Genomic DNA, 19,584 nt, shown 5'->3' with positions numbered 1-19,584 from the left:
AGCTTCGGCGAACGGCCCGCAGTACGGGTTCGACGCGGCGATCCCTAAGGTCGAGCCGGCCGGCCGCCGTCGGGAGCGCAAAATGATGTGGCCAGTCCAGCGCTGGGACTCCCACATCGCTCTTCTATAGAGCGGCCACCGCTCAGCGTCCGGCGCCGTCGCGCCGCCAGCAGACCACGTTGCCGGATGAGCATGGCGGCTCGGGCTGCGAGCTCACGAGCGGCCGCGGGCAGCCCGCCGCGGCCGCCGGTCACCTCGATGGCCCGCCAGCTCCGCTGGACCGATCGCTTCCTCGCCCGCATGGGTTCATGGGGTACGCGGACGAGCGCATCGGGCGCGCGTTACCGGCCGGCGGAGCCGCCCGGGGAGGCCGCCGGGCCCGGCTGGGGCTCAAGGGCCGCCGCGCGCGCCTGCTCGACGCGGCGCAGGCAGGTCTCGTGGCTGGCTCGGGCCATGGAGTCGGACACGCGCAGGAGCTCTATCCTCCGCTCGATGGGCATGCAGTAGGTGGTCGCCGCCCATAACCTCGGGTCGTCGACGCCGCGCAGCGGCGTGAGATCGGTCCATATCCGCACGGTCCTGTCGTCGGACGCGGTCACGATGCGCTTGCCATCCGGGCTGAACACCGCGCCGTTGACCGGGGAATCGGTGGCGCGAAGGACCAGGATCTCGCCCGTCCCATCGGCATTCCATACCCGCACCGTCGTGTCCTGGGATGCCGTGACAATGCGCTCGCCGTCGGGGCTGAACGCCGCCCGCCAGACCCAGTGCTCGTGCCCCCGGAGGATCACCGGCTCACCCGAGCCGTCGGCGTTCCACACGCGCGCGGTCTTATCCCACGACGTCGAGACGACGTGCTTCCCGTCGGGGCTGAACGCCGCCGAGTACACCGGAGCCTCGTGACCCCGGAGGACCAGGGGCTCGCCCGTGCCGTCGGCATTCCATACCCGCACCGTCGTGTCCTGGGATGCCGTGACGATGCGCTTGCCGTCGGGGCTGAAGCCCGCCCCGGAGACCCAGTGCTCGTGCCCCCGGAGGATCACCGGCTCACCCGAGCCGTCGGCGTTCCACACGCGCGCGGTCTTGTCCCACGACGCCGTGACGATGCGCCTCCCGTCGGGGCTGAACGCCGCCCACCAGACCCCGTGTTCATGACCCCGGAGGATCAAGGGCTGCCCCGAGCCATCGGCGTTCCACACGCGAGCGGTCCTGTCCCAGGACGACGTGAGGATGCGCCTCCCGTCGGGGCTGAACGCCGCCGAAGTGACCCGAGCCGCGTGCCCCCGGAGGACCAGGGGGGCACCCGAGCCATCGGCGTTCCACACGCGAGCGGTCTTGTCCAAGGATGCGGTGACAAGGCGCTTGCCATCGGCGCTGAACGCCACCGACCAGACCCCGCCCTCGTGCCCCCGAAGCACCGAGGGAGCGCCCGTACCATCGATGTTCCACACCCGCGCCGTCCTGTCCCAGGACGACGTGACGATGCGCTCGCCGTCGGGGCTGAACTCGACCGAAGCGACCTGAGCCGAATGACCCCGGAGGACCAGGGGCTCGCCCGAGCCATCGGCGTTCCACACCCGCGCGGTCTTGTCCCAGGACGACGTGGCGATGCGCTCGCCATCGGGGCTGAACGCCGCAGCGTAGACCCCGTCCTCGTGCCCTTGAAGGACGATGGGCTCGCCCGAGCCGTCGGCGTTCCATACACGCGCGGTCTTGTCGAACGACGCTGTGACGATGCGCCTCCCGTCAGGGCTGAACGCCGCCCACCAGACCTCGGCCTGGTGACCGCGAAAGACCAGGGGTGCCCCCGAGCCGTCGGCGTTCCACACGCGAGCGGTCCTGTCCCACGACGACGTGACGATGTGCTTGCCGTCGGGGCTGAACGCCGCCGGGAACACCGCGTCCTCGTGCCCCCGAAGGACGATCGGCTCGCCCGAACCGTCGGCGTTCCACACGCGAGCGGTCTTGTCCCACGACGACGTGACGATGCGCTTGCCGTCGGGGCTGAACGCCGCCGAGAAGACCGCGCCCGCGTGCCCCCGGAGGACGATCGGCTCGCCCGAGCCGTCGGCGTTCCATACCCGAGCGGTCCTGTCCCACGACGACGTGACGATGCGCTTGCCATCGGGGCTGAACGCCGCCGACCAGACGCCTTCGCCGTGACCGCGAAGGACCAGGGGATCACCCGAGCCGTCGGCATTCCACACGCGAGCGGTCCTGTCCATGCACGCGGTGACGATCCGCTTGCCGTCGCGGCTGTAGGCGGCACGCGTGACCCAATCCGGATGATCGAGCACCGCGCGAGCAATCCTGCTATGCAGCGCCCAGCGCGCGAGGACATCCCACCCTCGCGGCACGCCGGGCGGCTCGATCTCGCGCAAGACCGCGAGCACCGTCGTGGGATCATTTTGCATTTCACGGGCCATGGCCATGCGCGTGGCGTTGCGCGCCTCCCGGGCTTCGACCAGCGCGCGCGCCGCTTCCTGGTCGGCGCGTGTGGCCTGCTGGTTGGCCAGCGTGGCCTGCTGGCCCGCGCGGATCGCCAGATACGACACGACGATCGCGATCGCGCCCAGCGCGGCGGCCACGCCCGTGGCGAGCTTCCGGCGAAGCCGGCGCGCGCGCTCGCAGAGGGCCACGACCGCCGCCAGATACCGCTCCTCGCGCTTGCTCAGCCCGGCGCGAGAGGCCGTCCCCTGCTCGGCGCGACGGCGCTCGTGCCACGCTCGGGCCTCCTCGGCCGCGCGGTCGCGCCAGAGCAGCCCCTCGGCCTCACCGCTCGCTTCCCACTGCTGGGCTGCGGCGCGCAGCCGGGACAGGAACTGGGCGTCCTGCTCGCTCTCGGCGACCCACTGCCTGAGCTTCGGCCACCGCTCGATCAAGGACTCATGGACCAGCTCCACCGTCGTGCCGTCCCGCTCGCCCCCGGTCTGCTCGCCGCCGGTCTCGATGAGCAGGAGCCGCGCGCCGGCCAGGTGCTGGACCACCCGCGCGATCGCCTCGCCGCGCTGGCCCTCGCCGCCCTCCGCGAGCTCGCAGAGCTCGCCCAGGCTCACCACCGCGCGCGTGCGCTCGGGCGTGACCAGGCGGAGCAGCACCGTCCGGGCCAGCCGCTGCTCGCAGAGCGGCAGCGCCGACAGCACCGCGTCCGCGTGGGCGGACAGGGCGCCGGCGACGCCGCCGAGCTGCTCATAGCTGTCCCGCGTCAGCAGCCGGCGCTCCCGGTCCCGCGCCTCCCACAGCTTCGCGGCCGTGAATTGCAAGAGCGGCAACGGGCTCCGCGTGCCCGCGAGCGAGCGGAGCATCTGCTCGACCATCTCCGCGGTCTCGAAGTGATACCCGGCCGCCTCGAGCGGCCTCGTCAAGGCTTCTCGCAGGCTGTCGCGCCCCATCGGCGGCAAGAACGAGAGCCCGCGGGTCACGTCTCGGATGAACCCGCGGTCGTCGGACATGCGCTCGAGGAAGTCCGAGCGGACGGCGAGCACGAGGCGCAAGGGCGACGACGCGTCGTCGGCCGCGCCTTCCAGGCAAGCGACGAACGCCGCCCGCTCGTCGGGAGAGGCGCCGAGCGTATAGAGCTCCTCGAACTGGTCGACGAAGAGCAGAACGCGGCGCCCCTTTCCCTCGCGGCGACACCGCGCGCGCAGCCGCGAGCCTAGATAACCCGGCTGTGTACCCAACGTGGCGACGAGCCGCTCGTGGTCGGGCAGCTCGGGTGAGCCCGTCGTGGGCTCCGCCTCGCCGACCTGCAAGAGCACGTCTGCGAGCGCGGACAGCGGGGAGCGGCCAGGACGCAGGAGGAACGCCTCCCAGCGCTCCCCGGAGCGCTTCAAGGCCGGGATCACGCCCGCGCGCACGAACGACGACTTGCCCGCCCCGGAGGGCCCGGCCACGACCAGCAGCTGCTGGTTGCGCAGCCGCGTCACCACGGCGGAGACCTCCCGATCCCGCCCGAAGAACCGCGCGGCGTCCGCCTCCTGAAACGACGACAGCCCGGCGAACGGGCTCTCGTCCTCGCCCAGCTGGAGCGCCCTCCGGCCGGGCACGAGCGCCTCCAGCCCGGCGAGCAGCTCCCGGGCCGAGCCGATGCGCTCGGCCTTGTTCTTCTTCAGGCAATGATCGACGAGGGCGCCGAGCGCGCCCACGTCCGGCCGCCGCTCGCAGAGGCTCGGCATCGGGACATCGAGGGCCAGGACGTCCGACAGCCGCGCCATCGAGAACGGCTCCAGCGGGTGTCTCCCCGTGAGCAGCTCGTACAGCATGATGCCCATGGCCCAGAGGTCGGCGCGGTGATCGACGTCCCTGCCCAGGAGTTGCTCGGGTGACATGTACCGCGGCGTCCCGAGCGCCGCGCTCTGCCGGCCGGCTCCGGCAGAACGCACGAGCGCCGCCGGCGCGCCCGTGATCGCCGCGGCTGTCGTGGGCTCGATCCGCTTCGCGACGCCGAAATCGAGCACCTTGATGCATCCGGCGTCGTCGAGCAGGATGTTCTCCGGCTTCAGATCGCGGTGCACGATCCCGTGCTCATGCGCGCAGATCAGCGCGCGCGCCACGGGGATCATCAGCTCGATCACCACGCTGGGCGACGTCGGGTCCGAAGGCGGATGGGCCGCGGGCGACTCGGGCGCGCTCGGCTGCTCGCGCGTCGCCATCCAGCTGCGCAGCGAGCGGCCCTTGATGTACTCCAGCACGAGGTACGGATAGCCGTCGATCTCGTCCACCTCGTGGATCACCACGATGTTCTCGTGCCTGCAGCGCGCCGTCGCCCGCGCTTCGGCCAGGAAGCGCTCGATCCCATGCCCGCTGTACCTGAGCAGGAGCTTGATCGCGACCAGCCGGCCGAGCTTCGTATCGCGGGCCAGGAACACCATTCCCATGCCGCCCTGGCCCAGCTCGCGGATGATCTCGTAATGCTTGATCGTGCCGCCGATCCCCGGGGACATGCGGTGCGCGTTCGGTCCCCCCGGCGTCTTCGCGGCCTCCGCCGGGGAAGGCACGGCCCCATGCGCCTCTTCGCCGGGCGCCCGGCGGGCAGCGGCTCCCGAGAGAGGCGTGGGGGCCAGCGTGAGCGTGCGCGTGGGCTCTACGGCTGAAGCTCCGGGTGAGCTCGGGCTCGCCCGCTTTCGCGACGCCGGAGGCCCAGCGCCCGGGTCTCCCTCGTCCCGCGCCTCCCACCCCTCCTCCCCTGTTACCTCGGCGTCGCGTGGCGCGTCTGCCTCGACGAGGTCCTCCCGCCGGAGCCTCTCCAGATCGCACGTATCGAGCTCGCGCAGGAGGCCGTCGGCCGTGACGACCCGCGTCGCGAGATCCTCGATCGTCGCGCGCCGCAAGATCGCGCCGAGCGGGTGCTCGAGCAGCGCGGCAGGTATCCGCGCCGGCTGCCGGCTCATCCGCGGAACACCGCTTCCCTCCGGCGAGCCACCGCAGCCCATTCGCCTGCCCGTGAGGCACTCGAGAAACACGAGCCCCCAGGCGTACAGGTCCGAGCGCGCCGTCGGCGGAAACCCCCGGAGCTGCTCCGGCGCTGCATAAGCATAGAAGCCCGGGAGCGCCTCGCCGCCGCCGGCGAGCGCCGCCTCCTGCTCCGCGCGCGCCGCCGCGGCGACCCCGCCGAAGCCGAAGTCGAGCACCATCGCATTCCGCAGCGCGCCCGCAGGTACCACCATCACGTGGGTCGGCCTGAGGTCCCCGTGGACGATGCCCTGCCCGTGCGCGCAGCCCAGCGCGTCCAGGACCTGCCGCATCAGATGCCGCGCCTCCGGCGGATCGAGCGCGCCCTGCTCGGCCAGCAGCTTGGCCAAGCTCTGCCCCGGGACGAGCTGGAAGACGGCATACAGCTTCCCTCCGTCCGCCTGCCCCGCATCGATGAGCCGGACGATGCCGGGGTGCTGGAGACGCGCGCAGACGCGCATCCCCCGCAGACAACGTACGCTGTAGCGCCGCGCCCGCGCCGTGGGGTCTGCCGTCGAGGCCAGGCGCACGACCTTGAGGGCGATCGGCTGCCCCGTCTCGATTTGCCGCCCTGCGTACACGTCAGCGATGCTGCCCTCCCGGAGCAAGGAAAGGACCTCGTAGCGGCCCTGCAACACCGTTCCTGGTGCGAGATTCTCCCGGTGCATCGCAGCCTCTCCGGCGCTCGAGCAGCCCATCTCGCTGCCCCTCGGCTCTATAGAGTCGTCTCTGCTCCTCGTCCGGCGCCGACGCGCTGCCGGGAGCACCACGCGGCGCGCCGTGCCGGGCGAGCGGGCGAGCGCGGTCGGGGAGGTCTACCTGCTCGGGGCGGCGCCGAGCCCGGCGGCGCGAGCTGCGCGGTGGGGCGCAAGCGCGTCAGCGCCCGGCAGCGGCGCTCGGCTGGCCAGCCGAGCCTGGCTCGGGCGCAGGAGCCGTCGCGCGGGCCCGCTCGACGCGGCGCAGGCAGGCTTCTCGGGTCGCGCGGGCCATGGCCTCAGGCACGCGGAGGAGCTCTATCCTCCGCTCGATGGGCATGCAGTAGCTGGTCGCGGTCCACAGCCGCGGATCGTCGACGCTGCCGAGCGGCTCGAGGTCGGTCCACACGCGCACGAGCTTGTCGTCGGACGTGGCGACGATGCGCTTGCCATCCGGGCTGAACACCGCGCTATTGACGCCGGCGTCGGAGCCAAGGAGCGCGAGGAGCTCGTCCCCGTCGCCGGCGTCCCACACGCGCACGGTCCCGTCATGCGACGCGGTGACGATGCGCTCGCCGTCAGGGCTGAACTCCGCCGTGAAAAGCTGGAGCTTGTGGCCACGGAGGACCAGGGGCTCGCCCGTGCCGTCGGCGTTCCATACCCGCGCGGTCTTGTCCGCGGACGCCGTGACGATACGCTTGCCGTCGGGGCTGAACGCCGCCGACCAGACCCAACCCTCGTGACCACGAAGAACCAGGGGCTCGCCCGTGCCGTCGGCGTTCCACACCCGCGCCGTCTCGTCGTGCGACCCGGTGACGATGCGCCTCCCGTCAGGACTGAACACCACCGACCAGACCGCATCCTCGTGACCACGAAGAACCAGGGGCTCGCCCGTGCCGTCGGCGTTCCACACCCGCACCGTCCTGTCCCATGATCCGGTGGCGATGCGCCTGCCGTCGGGGCTGAACGCCGCGGAGCAGACCCGGCCACCGTGACCACGCAGGACCAGGGGCTCGCCCGTGCCGTCGGCGTTCCACACCCGCGCCGTCTTGTCGTGCGACGCGGTGACGATGCGCCTCCCGTCGGGGCTGAACGCCGCCGAGTTGACCTCCTCCTTGTGACCGCGGAGGACCAAGGGATCGCCCGCGCCATCGGCGTTCCACACCCGTGCGGTCTTGTCCTGCGACGCGGTGACGATGCGCCTCCCGTCGAGGCTGAACGCCGCCGCGTACACCTCATCCTCGTGGCCGCGGAGGATCTCGAGGTGGTTCGTGACGTCAGCGCTCCAGACCCGCGCGGTCTTGTCCGATGACGCGGTGACGATGCGCTCGCCGTCAGGGCTGAATGCCACCGAGGAGACTCCATCGGCGTGACCGCGAAGGACCGCGGGCTCGCCCTTGCCGTCGGCGCTCCAGATCCGCACGGTCTTGTCCCATGACGCGGTGGCGATGCGCCTCCCGTCGGGGCTGAACGCCACCCAGCCGACCCCGCCCTCGTGGCCGCGGAGGACCACGGACCCGCCCGTGCCGTCGGCGTTCCAGATCCGCGCCGTCTTGTCGTAGGACCCGGTGACGATCCGCTTGCCGTCGGGGCTGAACGCCGCGGATTTGACGTGATCCTCGTGACCACGCAGGACCAGGGGCTCGCCCGTGCCGTCGGCGTTCCACACCCGCGCGGTCTTGTCATCGAACGCGGTGACGATGCGCTTGCCGTCGGGGCTGAACGCCGCCGAATTGACCCGGACCCCGTCGCCACGCAGGACCAAGGGCTCGCCCGTGCCGTCGGCGTTCCACACCCGCGCCGTCCCGTCGTGCGACGCAGTGACAATGCGCTTGCCGTCGGGGCTGAACGCCGCTGAATTGACCCGAGCCCCGTGGCCATCGAGGACCACGGGCTCGCCCGCGCCGTCGGCGTTCCAGATCCGCGCGGTCTTGTCATCGGACGCGGTGACGATGCGCCCCCCGTCGGGGCTGAACGCCGCCGAGTTGACCGGTGCCACGTGACCGCGAAGGACCAGGGGCTCGCCCGTGCCATCGGCGTTCCACACCCGAACCATCCTGTCCGAGCTGGCGGTGGCGATGCGCTCGCCGTGGGGGCCATAGGCCACATGCGTGACGAGATCTGGATGGCTCAACACCACGCGGGCGATCACGCCATGCAGCACCGAGCGCGCGAGGACGGACCAGCCTCGCGGCACATCAGGCGGCTCGACCTCGCGCAAGATCGCCAGCGCGGTCGTGGGATCGGCTTGCAGCTCGCGGGCCGTGGCCATGCGGGTGGCGTTGCGCGCGTCTCGAGCCTCGACCTGCGTGCGCGCCGCTTCCTGGTCGGCGCGCGCGGCTTGCCGGCTGGCGAGCGCGGCTTGCTGGCTGGCCAGCGTGGCCTGCTGGCTCGCGTGGATCGCCAGATACGACACGATGAGCGCGATCGCGCCCAGCGTGGCGGCCACGCCCTTGGCGAGCCGCCGGCGCAGACGGCGCGCGCGATCGCAGAGGGCCACGACGGCCAGAAGGTAGCGCTCCTCGCGCTTGCTCAGCCCGACGCGAGAGGCCGTACCCTGCTCGGCCCGACGGCGCTCGTGCCATGCGCGGGCGTCCTCCGCCGCGCGATCGCGCCAGAGCAAGCCCTCGGCCTGGCCGCTCGCCTCCCACTGCTGGGCTGCGGCGCGGAGCCGGGCCAGGAACTGCGCGTCCTGCTCGCTCTCGGCGAGCCACTGCCTGAGCTTCGGCCACCGCTCGATCAACGACTCGTGGACCAGCTCCACCGTCGTGCCGTCCCGCTGGCCGCCAGCCTGCTCGCCGCCGATCTCGATGAGCAGGAGCCGCGCGCCGGCCAGGTGCTGGACCACCTGCGCGACCGCGTCGCCGGCGTCGCCGCCGCGGTCCGGCGCGAGATCGCGCAGCTCGTCCAGGCTCACCACCACGCGCGTGCGCTCCGGCGTGACCAGGCGCAAGAGCACCGCCCGCGCCAGCCGCTGCTCGCTCGGCGGCAGCGTCGACAGCACCGCGTCCGCGTGGGCGGACAGGGCGCCGGCGACGCCGCCGAGCTGCTCGTAGCTGCCCCGCGTCAGCAGCCGGCGCTCGCGGTCCCGCGCCTCCCACAGCTTCGCGGCCGTGAACTGCAGGAGCGGCAACGGGCTCCGCGTGCGCTCGAGCGAGCCGAGCATGTGCTCGACCATCTCCGCGGTCTCGAAGTGATACCCGGTCGCCTCCAGCGGCCTTGTCAGGGCCTCGCGCAGGCCCTCGCCCCCCATCGGCGGCAAGAACGACAGCCCGCGGGTCACGTCTCGGATGAACCCGCGATCGTCGGCCATGCGCTCGAGAAAGTCCGAGCGGACGGCGAGCACGACGCGCAGGGGCGACGACGCGTCGTCCGCCGCGCCTTCCAGGCAGGCGACGAACGCCGCCCGCTCGTCGGGAGAGGCGCCGAGCGTGTAGAGCTCCTCGAACTGGTCGACGAAGAGCAGAACGCGGCGCCTCTTCCCCTCGCGGCGACACCGCGCGCGCAGCCGCGCGCCCACGTATCCCGGCTGCGCGCGCAGGGTGGCGACCAGCCGATCGTGGTCGGAGCGCTCGGGCGAGCCTGTCGTCGGGCCCGTCGTGGAATCCGCCTCGCCGACCTCCTGGAGCACGTCCGCGAGCGCCGACAGCGGAGAGCGGCCGGGGCGCAGGACGAACGCTTCCCAGCGGTCCCCCGAGCGCTTCAAGGCCGGGATCACGCCCGCGCGCACGAACGACGACTTGCCCGCCCCGGAGGGCCCGGCCACGACCAGCAGCTGCTGGTTGCGCAGCCGCGTCACCACGGCGGAGACCTCCCGATCCCGCCCGAAGAAGCGCGCGGCGTCCGCCTCCTGAAACGACGACAGCCCGGCGAACGGGCTCTCGTCCTCACCCAGCTGGAGCGCCCTCCGGCCGGGCACGAGCGCCTCGAGCCCGGCGAGCAGCTCCCGGGCCGAGCCGATGCGCTCGGCCTTGCGCTTCCTCAGGCAGCGGTCGACGAGGTCCCCGAGCGCGCCGACGTCCGGGCGCCGCTCGCCGAGGCTCGGCATCGGGACATCGAGGGCCAGGACGTCCGAGCGCGGGGCGACGGAGAACGGTTCCAGCGGATGTTTCCCCGTGAGCAGCTCGTACAGCATGATGCCCACGGCCCAGAGGTCGGCGCGGTGATCGACGTCCCTGCCCAGGAGTTGCTCGGGTGACATGTACCGCGGCGTCCCGAGCGCCGCGCTCTGCCGTCCATGGCCGGCACTTGCGGCGAGCGCCGCCGGCGCGCCCGTGATCGCCGCGGCCCTCGTGACCTCGATCTGCTTCGCGACGCCGAAATCGAGCACCTTGATGCATCCGGCGTCGTCGAGCAGGATGTTCTCCGGCTTCAGATCGCGGTGCACGATCCCGTGCTCGTGCGCGCAGATCAGCGCGCGCGCCACGGGGATCATCAGCTCGATCACCACGCCGGGCGACGTCGGATCCGAAGGCGCGTGGGCCGCGGGCGACTCGGGCGCGCTCGGCTGCTCGCGCGTCGCCATCCAGCTGCGCAGCGAGCGGCCCTTGATGTACTCCAGCACGAGGTACGGATAGCCGTCGATCTCGTCCGCCTCGTAGATCACCACGATGTTCTCGTGCCGGCAGCGCGCCGTCGCCCGCGCCTCGGCCAGGAATCGCTCGATCCCATGCCCGCTGTACCTGAGCAGGAGCTTGATCGCGACGAGGCGACCGAGCTTCGTGTCGCGCGCCAGGAACACCATTCCCATGCCGCCCTGGCCCAGCTTGCGGATGATCTCGTAATGGTTGATGGCGCCGCCGGCACGCACCGGCATGGGAGCTTCGACGGGCTCGTCCGGGGCCCCCGCGGCGTCGGCCTGGAGCGGCGCGGCACCACGCGCGCGCTCGCTGCATGGCGGATGGGACGGGGGCGTGGCGAGCGTTAGCCCAGGGGCGGACGCCTCGTCCGATGTGTCGGACGAGCCCGGTGGCGTGTCGCGCTCGACCTCTGCGTCTGCGCCTCCCGACGAGGCCGTCGGGGGGCGCCCGGCGGCCTCTCCGCCCGTCGTCCCGGCGAAGGCCGGCGCGCATGGCTTGAGCAGGTCTTCCCTGCCTAGCCCGTCCACCTCGCAGGCGTCGAGCTCGCGCAGGAGGCCGTCCGCCGTGACGGCCCGCGCCGCGACGTCCTCGACCGTCGCCCGCCGCAGGACGGCGCCGAGCGGGTGCCCGAGGAGCGCCGGAGGCATCCGCACCGGCTCCGAGCCGTCCGGCGGGAGGGCTCCTCCCTCCGTTGACGCCTCGCCGCCCGCGCGCCTGCCCGTGAGGCACTCGAGTGATACGAGCCCCCACGCGTACAGGTCCGAGCGCGCCGTCGCCGGGAATCCCCGGCGCTGTTCGGGCGCCAGATACCCCTGCGAGCCGACGAGCTCGACGTGGGAGTCGCGCGCTCCGCCCTGGCCCCGCCGCACGTCCGCGGCGATCGCGCCGAAGCCGAAGTCGCACACGAGCGCCCTTCGCCGCTCTCCCGGGTCCGAGCGCCCGATCCTCACGTGAGCCGGCCTGAGGTCGCCATGGACGATGCCCTGCTGGTGCGCGTAGCTCAGCGCGCAGAGGACCTGCCGCATGAGGTCACACGCCTCCCGCGGATCGAGCGCGCCCTGCGCCGACAGCAGCTCGGCCAGGCTCATCCCGGGCACGAGCTCGAAGACCGCATAGAGCTGCTCCTCTTCCGTCTCCCCCGAGTCGATGAGGCGGACGATGTTGGGATGGCGGAGCCGCGTGCAGAGGCGCACATGCCGCAGAAAACGCCCACGACAGCGTCGCGCCACGTCCGCGGAGCCGCCGTCCTGGGCGAAGCGCACGACCTTGAGGACGATCGGCTGCCCGCTCGCGATCTGCCGCCCTTCGTAGGTCGCCGCGAGGCTGGTTTCCCGGAGCAAAGAGAGGATCTCGTAGCGGCTCTGGAACACCGTCCTCGGAGCGAAGATCTCCTGGTTCATCACAGCCTCTCCATGGCCGCCGCCCCCCCCCGCGGCAGCTTCGGGCGAACGGCCCCCGCCGCGGGCTCGACGCGGCAATCCCAACGGTCGAGTCCCGCCGGTGACGACCGGGTGAGCTCGACAGCGCGACCGGTCCAGCGCCCAGGCAGCAACCTGGCTGCCCATCGCTATCTAGAGCGACCCCCGGATCCAGAGCGAGCCCCGGTCAGCTCGGATGTCCAGATCACGAGAACCCGCCAAGGGCGCCAAGAAACCAAGGAAGCCAAGAACACCGAGGGATACCTGGAATCCTTGCCTCCCGGCGGCCTCAGCCTTATACCGGCCCTCGGCGTTGAATTTTTCTCCTGATGTCCTCCTCGCCCCGGTGCGTCGGCGCGGCTCCTACCATTCCCGACTCGGCACCGCCCGAGAGGGTCGATCAGCCTGGATTTCTGAAGGAATCCGCCCACGTGCAGACCTGGTTACCGGACGATCCAGGGTAGCGCGGAGGCGCCACTGGTCGACGGTTGATCCAGCAGCAACACGGTGGTTTAGCTGGTCCTCGGCGGATCCAGCGGGTGACGAGACAGCTTAAGTCCAGGCGGGACTTAACCGGTTCTCCACCGCGTGTGTCGCGGCCCGGCGAGGCTCCGGATCATGTCGGGAATTGCGCCACCGGCCGTCACCTCACGACTGCCGTTGTCGTGAGTTCGTAATCGTGCGCAATAGTGCGCAATAGTGAGGCGACAGCGAGGCGACAGCGAGACAAACAACGAGACCGATTCACAAAATGCATAATCGCCTTGACTGCCAAGCCGACATGGAACAATAACTACGTTCTTCGCGGTGTTTGACCGCGCACGAACCGCCCCCCGCGCACCTCGTGGTTGAGGCTCTCCGGCAGGACGAAGTCCCCCGCGGCCGTCCCTCGGGAGGCCTCATCGCGCGGCGAGCGCCCTCGTTCATCGCCAGGGCAGCGTCGAGCTGAAGTCGGATCGTTTTTTTCTAACTTAGCAGAACGAGGAGGACCACATGAGATTCGCATCCAGGCGTGCCTTGCACCTCGCCGCGACGGGCCTTCTCGCCGTCTCGTGCGTCACCATCCCAGAGGGGTCCGACAGCGAGGAGGGCGACGCGCTCGAGGAAGGCCTCACGATCGACCCGAGCGCGGTCTATACGATCGTCGGCGTGCAGAGCAACAAGTGCGTGGAGATCCGGGGCGGGAGCACGGCGGCCTCGACGGCCGCGCAGATCGCCGCGTGCAACGGCACGACACGGCAGCAGTTCCGCGTGGAGTCCGCGGGCAGCGGGTACTTCCGGCTGCGCAACGTGAACAGCAACCTCTGCCTCGGGGCCAGCGGCGGAGCGACCGCGAACGGCACGGCCATCGTCCAGGCCAGCTGCGACAGCTCCCGGAGCCAGCAATTTTCATTCGTCGACCTCCCCGGCGGCACGCAGCGGGTCACGATCCGCAGCAGCGGCAAGGCGCTGGACGTCACGGGGCGGGCGACGGCGGACGGCACCGCTCTCCAGCAGTACAGCTGGTCGAATACGGACAACCAGAAGTTCTCGTTCAGGGTCGTGTCAGGCACCGGGACGGGCTCTACCAGCTCCAGCTCCAGCTCCACCTCCACCTCCACCTCGACCTCCACCTCCAGCGGGACGGGCGGCGCGGGCGGCGCGGGCGGCACGGGCGGCGCGGGCGGCTCCGGCGGCTCCGGCGGGGCCGGCGGCTCCGGCGGCTCTACCCCGGCCGACGGCACCGTGGGGGTCGCCCCGGCGGCGGGGTGCGGGCTCGGCTATAGCCAGCTCCCGAACGGCAGGGGCGGTTACAACGTCGAGGCCGTCTGCATTCCGACGGAGGTGCGCTTCGACATGGCGAGGTCGCTGGAGGCCTTCAAGACGACGGTCTACCCGATCCTGCAAGACAACTGCTCGGGCTGCCACAGCACGTCGGGCAAGGGCCAGGCGCCCATCCACGCCGACGCCAACGCGGAGCTCGCCCACGAGTACGCGCTCACGCGCGTGAACTTCAAGAAGCCGGCGGACTCCAAGCTCGTCGTGCGCATGGGCATCGACCGGCACAACTGCTTCGGGCGCGACTGCAGGGACGCCAACACGCAGATGCTCGCCGCCGTCGAGAGGTGGGCCGCCGCCGTCGCGCCCACCCTGCCGGCGACCCCGCGCCCCGTCCCGGCCGGCGAGACCGTCACCGAGGACCAGGTCAAGTCGTGGATCGCGACGAACAAGGCGACCGTCCCCGCGGCCGACGCGGAGTTCATCAAGTACGCCTCCCTCCACGAGCTCCACAACCGGGGCGCCACCGCGGAGGAGCTCAACGTGGCCCGCGTGGGGCTCTCCAAGGCCCTCAACTCGACCGCGCGCTGGGCTCCCGTGATCGTCAACCCGGTGGACATCAACGGCAAGGGCATCGTCTACCGCTTCGATACCCGCGATTACTGGGGCTACAACAAGGGCGTCACGAAGCTCCACTTCGGCGGATCGGACGACGACGTCTTCTTCGGCAGGACCACCGTCAACTACCTGGGCGAGCCGGTCGGCTCCGACGTCACCTTCCGGGAGAGGTACCGGTACGCGTCGTCGGTCTCCAGGGACCCGAACTTCGCGAAGCTCGTCTGGGGGCGCGTCGTCGCCGGCAACGTCGAGGGCGCCACGGACAGCGCGGTGCTGCCGCCCAACGTCAACGGCTTCAAGCCGGAGTACATCGAGGCGAGCCAGCTCGTTTACACGCTGACGCGCCCGGACGTGTACAACTCCATCATGGCGATCCCCTGGTACGCGAACGACCTCGAGAACGAGCTCGGGGTCATCAAGGACGCGGGGATGAAGTCGTTCGAGTACATGGTCACGAAGCAGGCCATCACCGTCGACTCGCGCATGTACTGGCGGGCCAGGACGAGGAGCGGCGGGTACTACTGGAAGACCTGGGACGTCTTCACCGGGCAGCTCGACGGCGACGTGCGCACGATCGAGGAGGCGTACGAGCAGGGCCAGATCCGGTTCCCCTTCTGGGCGTACCCGATCCCGAAGTTCATCAACGGGACCGGCGGCGGCGTGACGGCGAGCTCCTACAGCTTCATCGCGACGCTGGCGCAGCCGAACGGCACGGAGCCGGCGGGGTGCGAGGGGCAGCCGAGCTACGGCGGCAGCGGCTTCCTGAACTGCCGTTACTACACCGGGACCGACGGGCTCCAGCAGTCGGCCGAGGAGGTCATCTGGGATCTGCCGAATGGCCTGCAGGGGTACTCGCTGTGGGGCGGCTTCAACCAGCGCCGCGTCGACGCCTTCGTGAACATCGTGCGTGATCCGCGCATCGCCCGGACCGCCACGGACCAGCAGATCAACAGCCTCGTGGGCTTCGCCAGCCCGGATCGCCGCCTGAACGTCGGCAGCTCGTGCATCGGCTGCCACGCGGACGGCATGAACCGCGGCAACAACGACATCCGCGACTGGCTGGACGCCGGCGGCGAGCGCCTCCCGAAGGGCGCGCACGGCGTCGACCGGTGGATCAACGACACGGCGGCCGTCGCGCAGGTCAAGGAGCTGTACCCGCCGTCGACCGTGATGCGGCCGCGCATGGAGGACGACCGCCGCGTCTTCCTGGCAGCGATGGCGAGGATCAAGCAGGGCATGATCCTGGGCCCGGACAAGAACGTGTACGTGGAGCCGACGATCTGGACCATCGAGTGGGCCCAGAACTTCTACCGGTATCCGGCGAGCCGCTCGAACTAACGAGCCCATCCCGCGGCCCGGCCTCCGGCGTGCCCAGCGCGCCGGAGGCTCGCTGTCCCCGGCGAGCGCGTCGCGTCCCGCGCGCCGCGCCCCCTCCCCCGGTCGCCGAGCAGCTCGGCGAGACCTCCCGCCGCATCGCCCGATCGTGGCCCGAGCTCAGCGCGGCGCTCGCTTCGTGGCCTCCCACCGCTCCAGCGTGACGACGAGCCGAGTCGCCCCGAGGAGGCCGGCCGGGAGCACGAGGAGCAGCGCGCAAGGCAAGAACGAGAGCAGCGCGAGGCCGAAGGCGAAGCCCGTCACCGCGGCGAGGTTCCGGCGCACGAGATCGATCCGCGCCGCCACGGGCACGCCGCGGATCGACAGCGGGCAGTCGCAGAGGTCCCAGGCCCCAGCGAGCGCTGTCACCGCGAGCTGCAGCGGGACGATGACGACGCTCGCCGGCGCGAAGAGGAGACCCACGACGCCGAGGACGATGAGGATCGGGAGCGTGAAGGCGAGCGCCACGAGCGACGATTGCAGCGCGCGCCACATGTCCGCGAGGAAGCCGACCTCCGGCCACGCGGGCACCCCGAGATCGGCCTCGGCCCTGCGCACCATCCGCTCCAGCGCGGGCCCCGAGAGCGGCTTCGCGAGCCCGAACGAGAGGGCGAGGGCGGCCACGAGCACCACCGCGAGCGAGAGGATCCGCAGCACGGCCATGAGCACGGTCCAGAGCCCCCCCGTCCCCGGCTCCTTCACGATCAGCTCGACGAGCGAAGGCGCGAGCTTCACGCCGGCGATGGCGAGCGCGACCGTGAGCACGAGCGCGATGCCCGTGGGGACGAGCGCGAGCGGCCAGAGGTCCGGCGTGCGAAAGAGGTAACCGTAGCCGCCCAGCATGGCCTTGAGGCCCGCGCCGAAGCCGGGGCGTTCGAGCGGCACGAGCCCCGCGGGCGGGCGCTTCGCGGGCGCGATGGGTGAGCCGGGGGGAGCATCGGGGGTGATCATCCGGGCTACGAACGTCTCAGCGGCCGGGCATCCGGTCAACGCCTTCCGCGCGCTGGCACGGCGGTCGTGCAGGGGGCTGCGGGTGTACGGGAGGGGGAGCAACCCCGGACGCCGCACGTGCACCTTCCGCAGGTGCACGTGCGTGGCCCTCCGGCTCACTCGATCGTCAGGGCCATCGTCTGGCTGGCGAGCGCCCCGTTGTACGCGGTCACCACGTAGTCGCCGAACGGATAGATCGTGTTGATCACGATCCTGCGCAGGTTGATGTCAGCAATGACGGCGAGCTCGTCCACGCCGTCTCCGGTGATGCGCACGGTCGTCACGCCTTCGACGAAGTTGTCTCCGATGACGTAGATCGGAGCCCAGACGGGGCTGTCGTACTGGTCGGACGCGAACCGTCGGAGGACAGGGGGAAGGTTCGGATCGGGCGTGGGCTCGGGCTCGCAGTCGTCCTCCCACGGCGGGCAGGGGCCGAGGACTCGGTACGGATCACGTCCGAGGAGCTCCTGAACTCGCCATTCGGTCACCAGCCGGAGGTGCAGGAGGCTGCCGGGCGCCGTGCTGGGCAGCGACGGCTCCGCGGGCACGGCGTCGAAGCACCCCGCCCCCACGGCGTGGTCACGGCACAACGCCACGTCGATGTCGCCGGGGACGCTGAACCGGGAGCGCCACTCCGCGATCGGGAGGGGCCGCTCCGGATCGATGGCGGGGTCCAAGACCACGAGCTGTCCACTGACTTGGACCACGGGCGCGACGTGGTGGCTCCACACGACGTTTCCGTCCGGCTCGTGGACCGTGTCCAGCGAGAGCGACTTGCCCGGTCTTGACGCGACCCTGGCATAGTAGGTGGCCGGATAACCCCACTGGTCCAGGAAGTAACTCGCCGCCTGGGCCCGCTCCTCGCAGCCGTTGTCGACCGCGAGCCAGGGAATCCGCCGCAGGAACCCGGGTTGCATCGACGAGGTGAGCAGCCGCTCGTCGCGGATCGCCGCGAACCCGGCGCTCAGCTGCGCCTCGGTCCAGGTGGGGACACAATCGCCGTCCAGCGCCTCGGGCGGGCCCTTCTGCTGATCGAACGTGCGCGGGCCGTCGGGCAGCTGGCAGGCCCCCTGCAGCGCTTCCGCGTCGGAGCGCTCGATGTCGGGATCCGGACCGGAATCGGGGCCCTCGTCGCTGCCGCAGGCGGAGGTGGCGAGGGCCACTGCCGCGGCACAAAGCGCTCTCGTCAGAGCCAGATACGACTGTCTCATCACTTTGCTCTCCTTGCGTGCGAGACACGCAGCGTCTCGAGGGGAACAGCCCCCGGCGGCCTCGACCCGTCGAGGCTCGCTGGATCCCGCGTCGCCGCTCGGCTGCCCCTGGCCCTTGGTGGATGTCGGCGTCCTCGGTCGTCCTTCGCGCGAAACGCACCCCACCGTCGTTTTTCTGCTGCTCGACGGTGATGGTCGAGCCCGTGCGCTTCGGCCCGGCCTATGCTCGCGCGCATGCGGCTCGCGGCGGCGTTCGGTTCACTGCTCGGCATCGGCCTCTCTTCACTGCTCGGCACCGGCCTCTCTCTCGACCTGGCTCGGGCCGAGGTCCCGCCCGTGCCGGCGCCGCCTGCCGCGCCGCCCCCGGCTGCTGCGCCGGCCGAGCCACCCCCGGCGGAGGGCGCGGCTCCCGAGCCGCAGCCGGGAACCGCAGGGCCGCAGCCGGGGACGGCCGAGCCGCAGCCGGGGCCGTCGGTCGTGACCACGGCGCCGGATCCGGTCCCCACACACGGGTACGAGCTGACAGCAGAGAGCGCGACGCTCCACGGCGGCAGCGTGCGCGCCCACGCGACGCTCCACGGCGGCAGCGTGCGCGCCACCGCGACGAACTTGCTGCTCCTCCCTGCAGGAGATCTCGAGATCGGCGGGGAGATGACCTTCGTCACGAGCGAGCTCCCGCTCGGCGGCGGCCGCCCGGGCGAGGGGCTCGCGTTCACCGACGTCGGGCTCCTGACGCTGAACGGCCGCTATTCCTTCGGTCCGGTCGAGCTCGCGGCCGCCATGGCGCTGCTGGTCAAGCAGCCGAGCTACGCGGACGAGCTCGTGCCCCAGAACGGATCGCTGACCGCGCGCGCGGCGCTGGGCGAGGGCCAGGCGCTGGGCCTCCGCCTCGCGGGCGGGCCGCTCCTCGGCGATCTGGGCCTCTGGGAGGGCGCGGAGCTCGCCCTGGAAGCGAAGCGCGACGTGCACGAGACGCTCGACTTCCGGGGAGCGATCGGCGGCGCCTTCACGCACCTCGACTTCGCGGACGGCGCCGCGCCGCGCTCCTGGCTCGGCGAGCTCGTCGTCGACGCCGAGGTCGTCCTGCGCACGCCGCGGCGGGCGTTCTCGTCGTGGGTCGGCGCCGACATGCGCTTTCCCCTGGTGCACGACCCCGGCGACGAGGGCCCCGGCGCGCCGGGCTTCCTGGAGCCCAGGACGCGCCTCAACTTCTATGTGGGCGGCGCCTACTCGTACGTGGACGACTGGGACGTCTACGTGCGGTTCACCGTGCTCGATCGGGGCGACAAGGACGATCCGGGGACCATGGCGCCCATCCTCGACGGCGGCTTCGATCAGCAGCAGATCACGCTCGGCGTGGTCCACCGCTGGGAGCTCGGCGAGAAGGACGACCACGCCGAGCGCTGGGGAGACTGACCCGCGTCGCCGGCGAGCCGCTGCCCGCGCCGCGCGGGAACCTCCGGCCCGCCCGCGTGTCGATCGCCCTACC

Annotated in this window: 6 protein-coding genes; 2 read left to right on the top strand and 4 right to left on the bottom strand. The window is 71.6% G+C overall.

What is annotated here, in order from left to right; all coding sequences use genetic code 11:
* Nucleotides 1-341: 341 nt before the first annotated feature.
* Complete coding sequence (locus WMF43_RS09150; protein WP_437679095.1) at nt 342-6,119, bottom strand: nSTAND1 domain-containing NTPase; 5,778 nt, start codon at nt 6,117-6,119, stop codon at nt 342-344.
* Nucleotides 6,120-6,327: 208 nt separating this feature from the next.
* On the bottom strand, nt 6,328-12,126 hold the full coding sequence (locus WMF43_RS09145; RefSeq protein ID WP_437679094.1) for an nSTAND1 domain-containing NTPase: 5,799 nt from the start codon (nt 12,124-12,126) through the stop codon (nt 6,328-6,330).
* Between the two features lie 1,011 nt (nt 12,127-13,137).
* Between WMF43_RS09145 and WMF43_RS09140 the strand changes: the two genes are divergently transcribed.
* Nucleotides 13,138-15,858, top strand: coding sequence for an RICIN domain-containing protein (locus WMF43_RS09140; RefSeq protein WP_437679093.1), 2,721 nt, complete (start codon nt 13,138-13,140; stop codon nt 15,856-15,858).
* A gap of 156 nt (nt 15,859-16,014) precedes the next feature.
* Here WMF43_RS09140 and WMF43_RS09135 read toward each other — a convergent pair whose 3' ends face one another.
* Both WMF43_RS09135 and WMF43_RS09130 read right to left on the bottom strand, forming a co-directional pair.
* Nucleotides 16,015-16,845 carry an EI24 domain-containing protein gene (locus tag WMF43_RS09135; protein ID WP_437679092.1) on the bottom strand — a complete coding sequence of 277 codons (831 nt, stop codon included), beginning with the start codon at nt 16,843-16,845 and terminating at the stop codon, nt 16,015-16,017.
* 155 nt (nt 16,846-17,000) lie between these two features.
* On the bottom strand, nt 17,001-18,047 hold the full coding sequence (locus tag WMF43_RS09130) for a protein-glutamine glutaminase family protein (RefSeq protein ID WP_437679091.1): 1,047 nt from the start codon (nt 18,045-18,047) through the stop codon (nt 17,001-17,003).
* Between the two features lie 282 nt (nt 18,048-18,329).
* Here WMF43_RS09130 and WMF43_RS09125 point away from each other — a divergent pair, with 282 nt between their 5' ends.
* Nucleotides 18,330-19,511, top strand: coding sequence for a hypothetical protein (locus WMF43_RS09125; RefSeq protein ID WP_437679090.1), 1,182 nt, complete (start codon nt 18,330-18,332; stop codon nt 19,509-19,511).
* Nucleotides 19,512-19,584: the final 73 nt, after the last annotated feature.

The sequence above is a fragment of the Sorangium sp. So ce131 genome (genome assembly GCF_051519095.1).
Classification (GTDB): domain Bacteria; phylum Myxococcota_A; class Polyangia; order Polyangiales; family Polyangiaceae; genus Sorangium.
The sequence above is the reverse complement of the archived record's forward strand: the minus strand, read 5'-3'. Positions and strand labels throughout refer to the sequence as shown.

What these genes read in the sequence shown, in the direction of transcription:
- WMF43_RS09125 (WP_437679090.1), top strand. Translation starts at nt 18,330, where the DNA reads ATGCGGCTCGCGGCGGCGTTCGGTTCACTGCTCGGCATCGGCCTCTCT.
- WMF43_RS09140 (WP_437679093.1), top strand. Translation starts at nt 13,138, where the DNA reads ATGAGATTCGCATCCAGGCGTGCCTTGCACCTCGCCGCGACGGGCCTT.
- WMF43_RS09145 (WP_437679094.1), bottom strand. Translation starts at nt 12,126, where the DNA reads ATGAACCAGGAGATCTTCGCTCCGAGGACGGTGTTCCAGAGCCGCTAC.
- WMF43_RS09150 (WP_437679095.1), bottom strand. Translation starts at nt 6,119, where the DNA reads ATGCACCGGGAGAATCTCGCACCAGGAACGGTGTTGCAGGGCCGCTAC.
- WMF43_RS09135 (WP_437679092.1), bottom strand. Translation starts at nt 16,845, where the DNA reads ATGATCACCCCCGATGCTCCCCCCGGCTCACCCATCGCGCCCGCGAAG.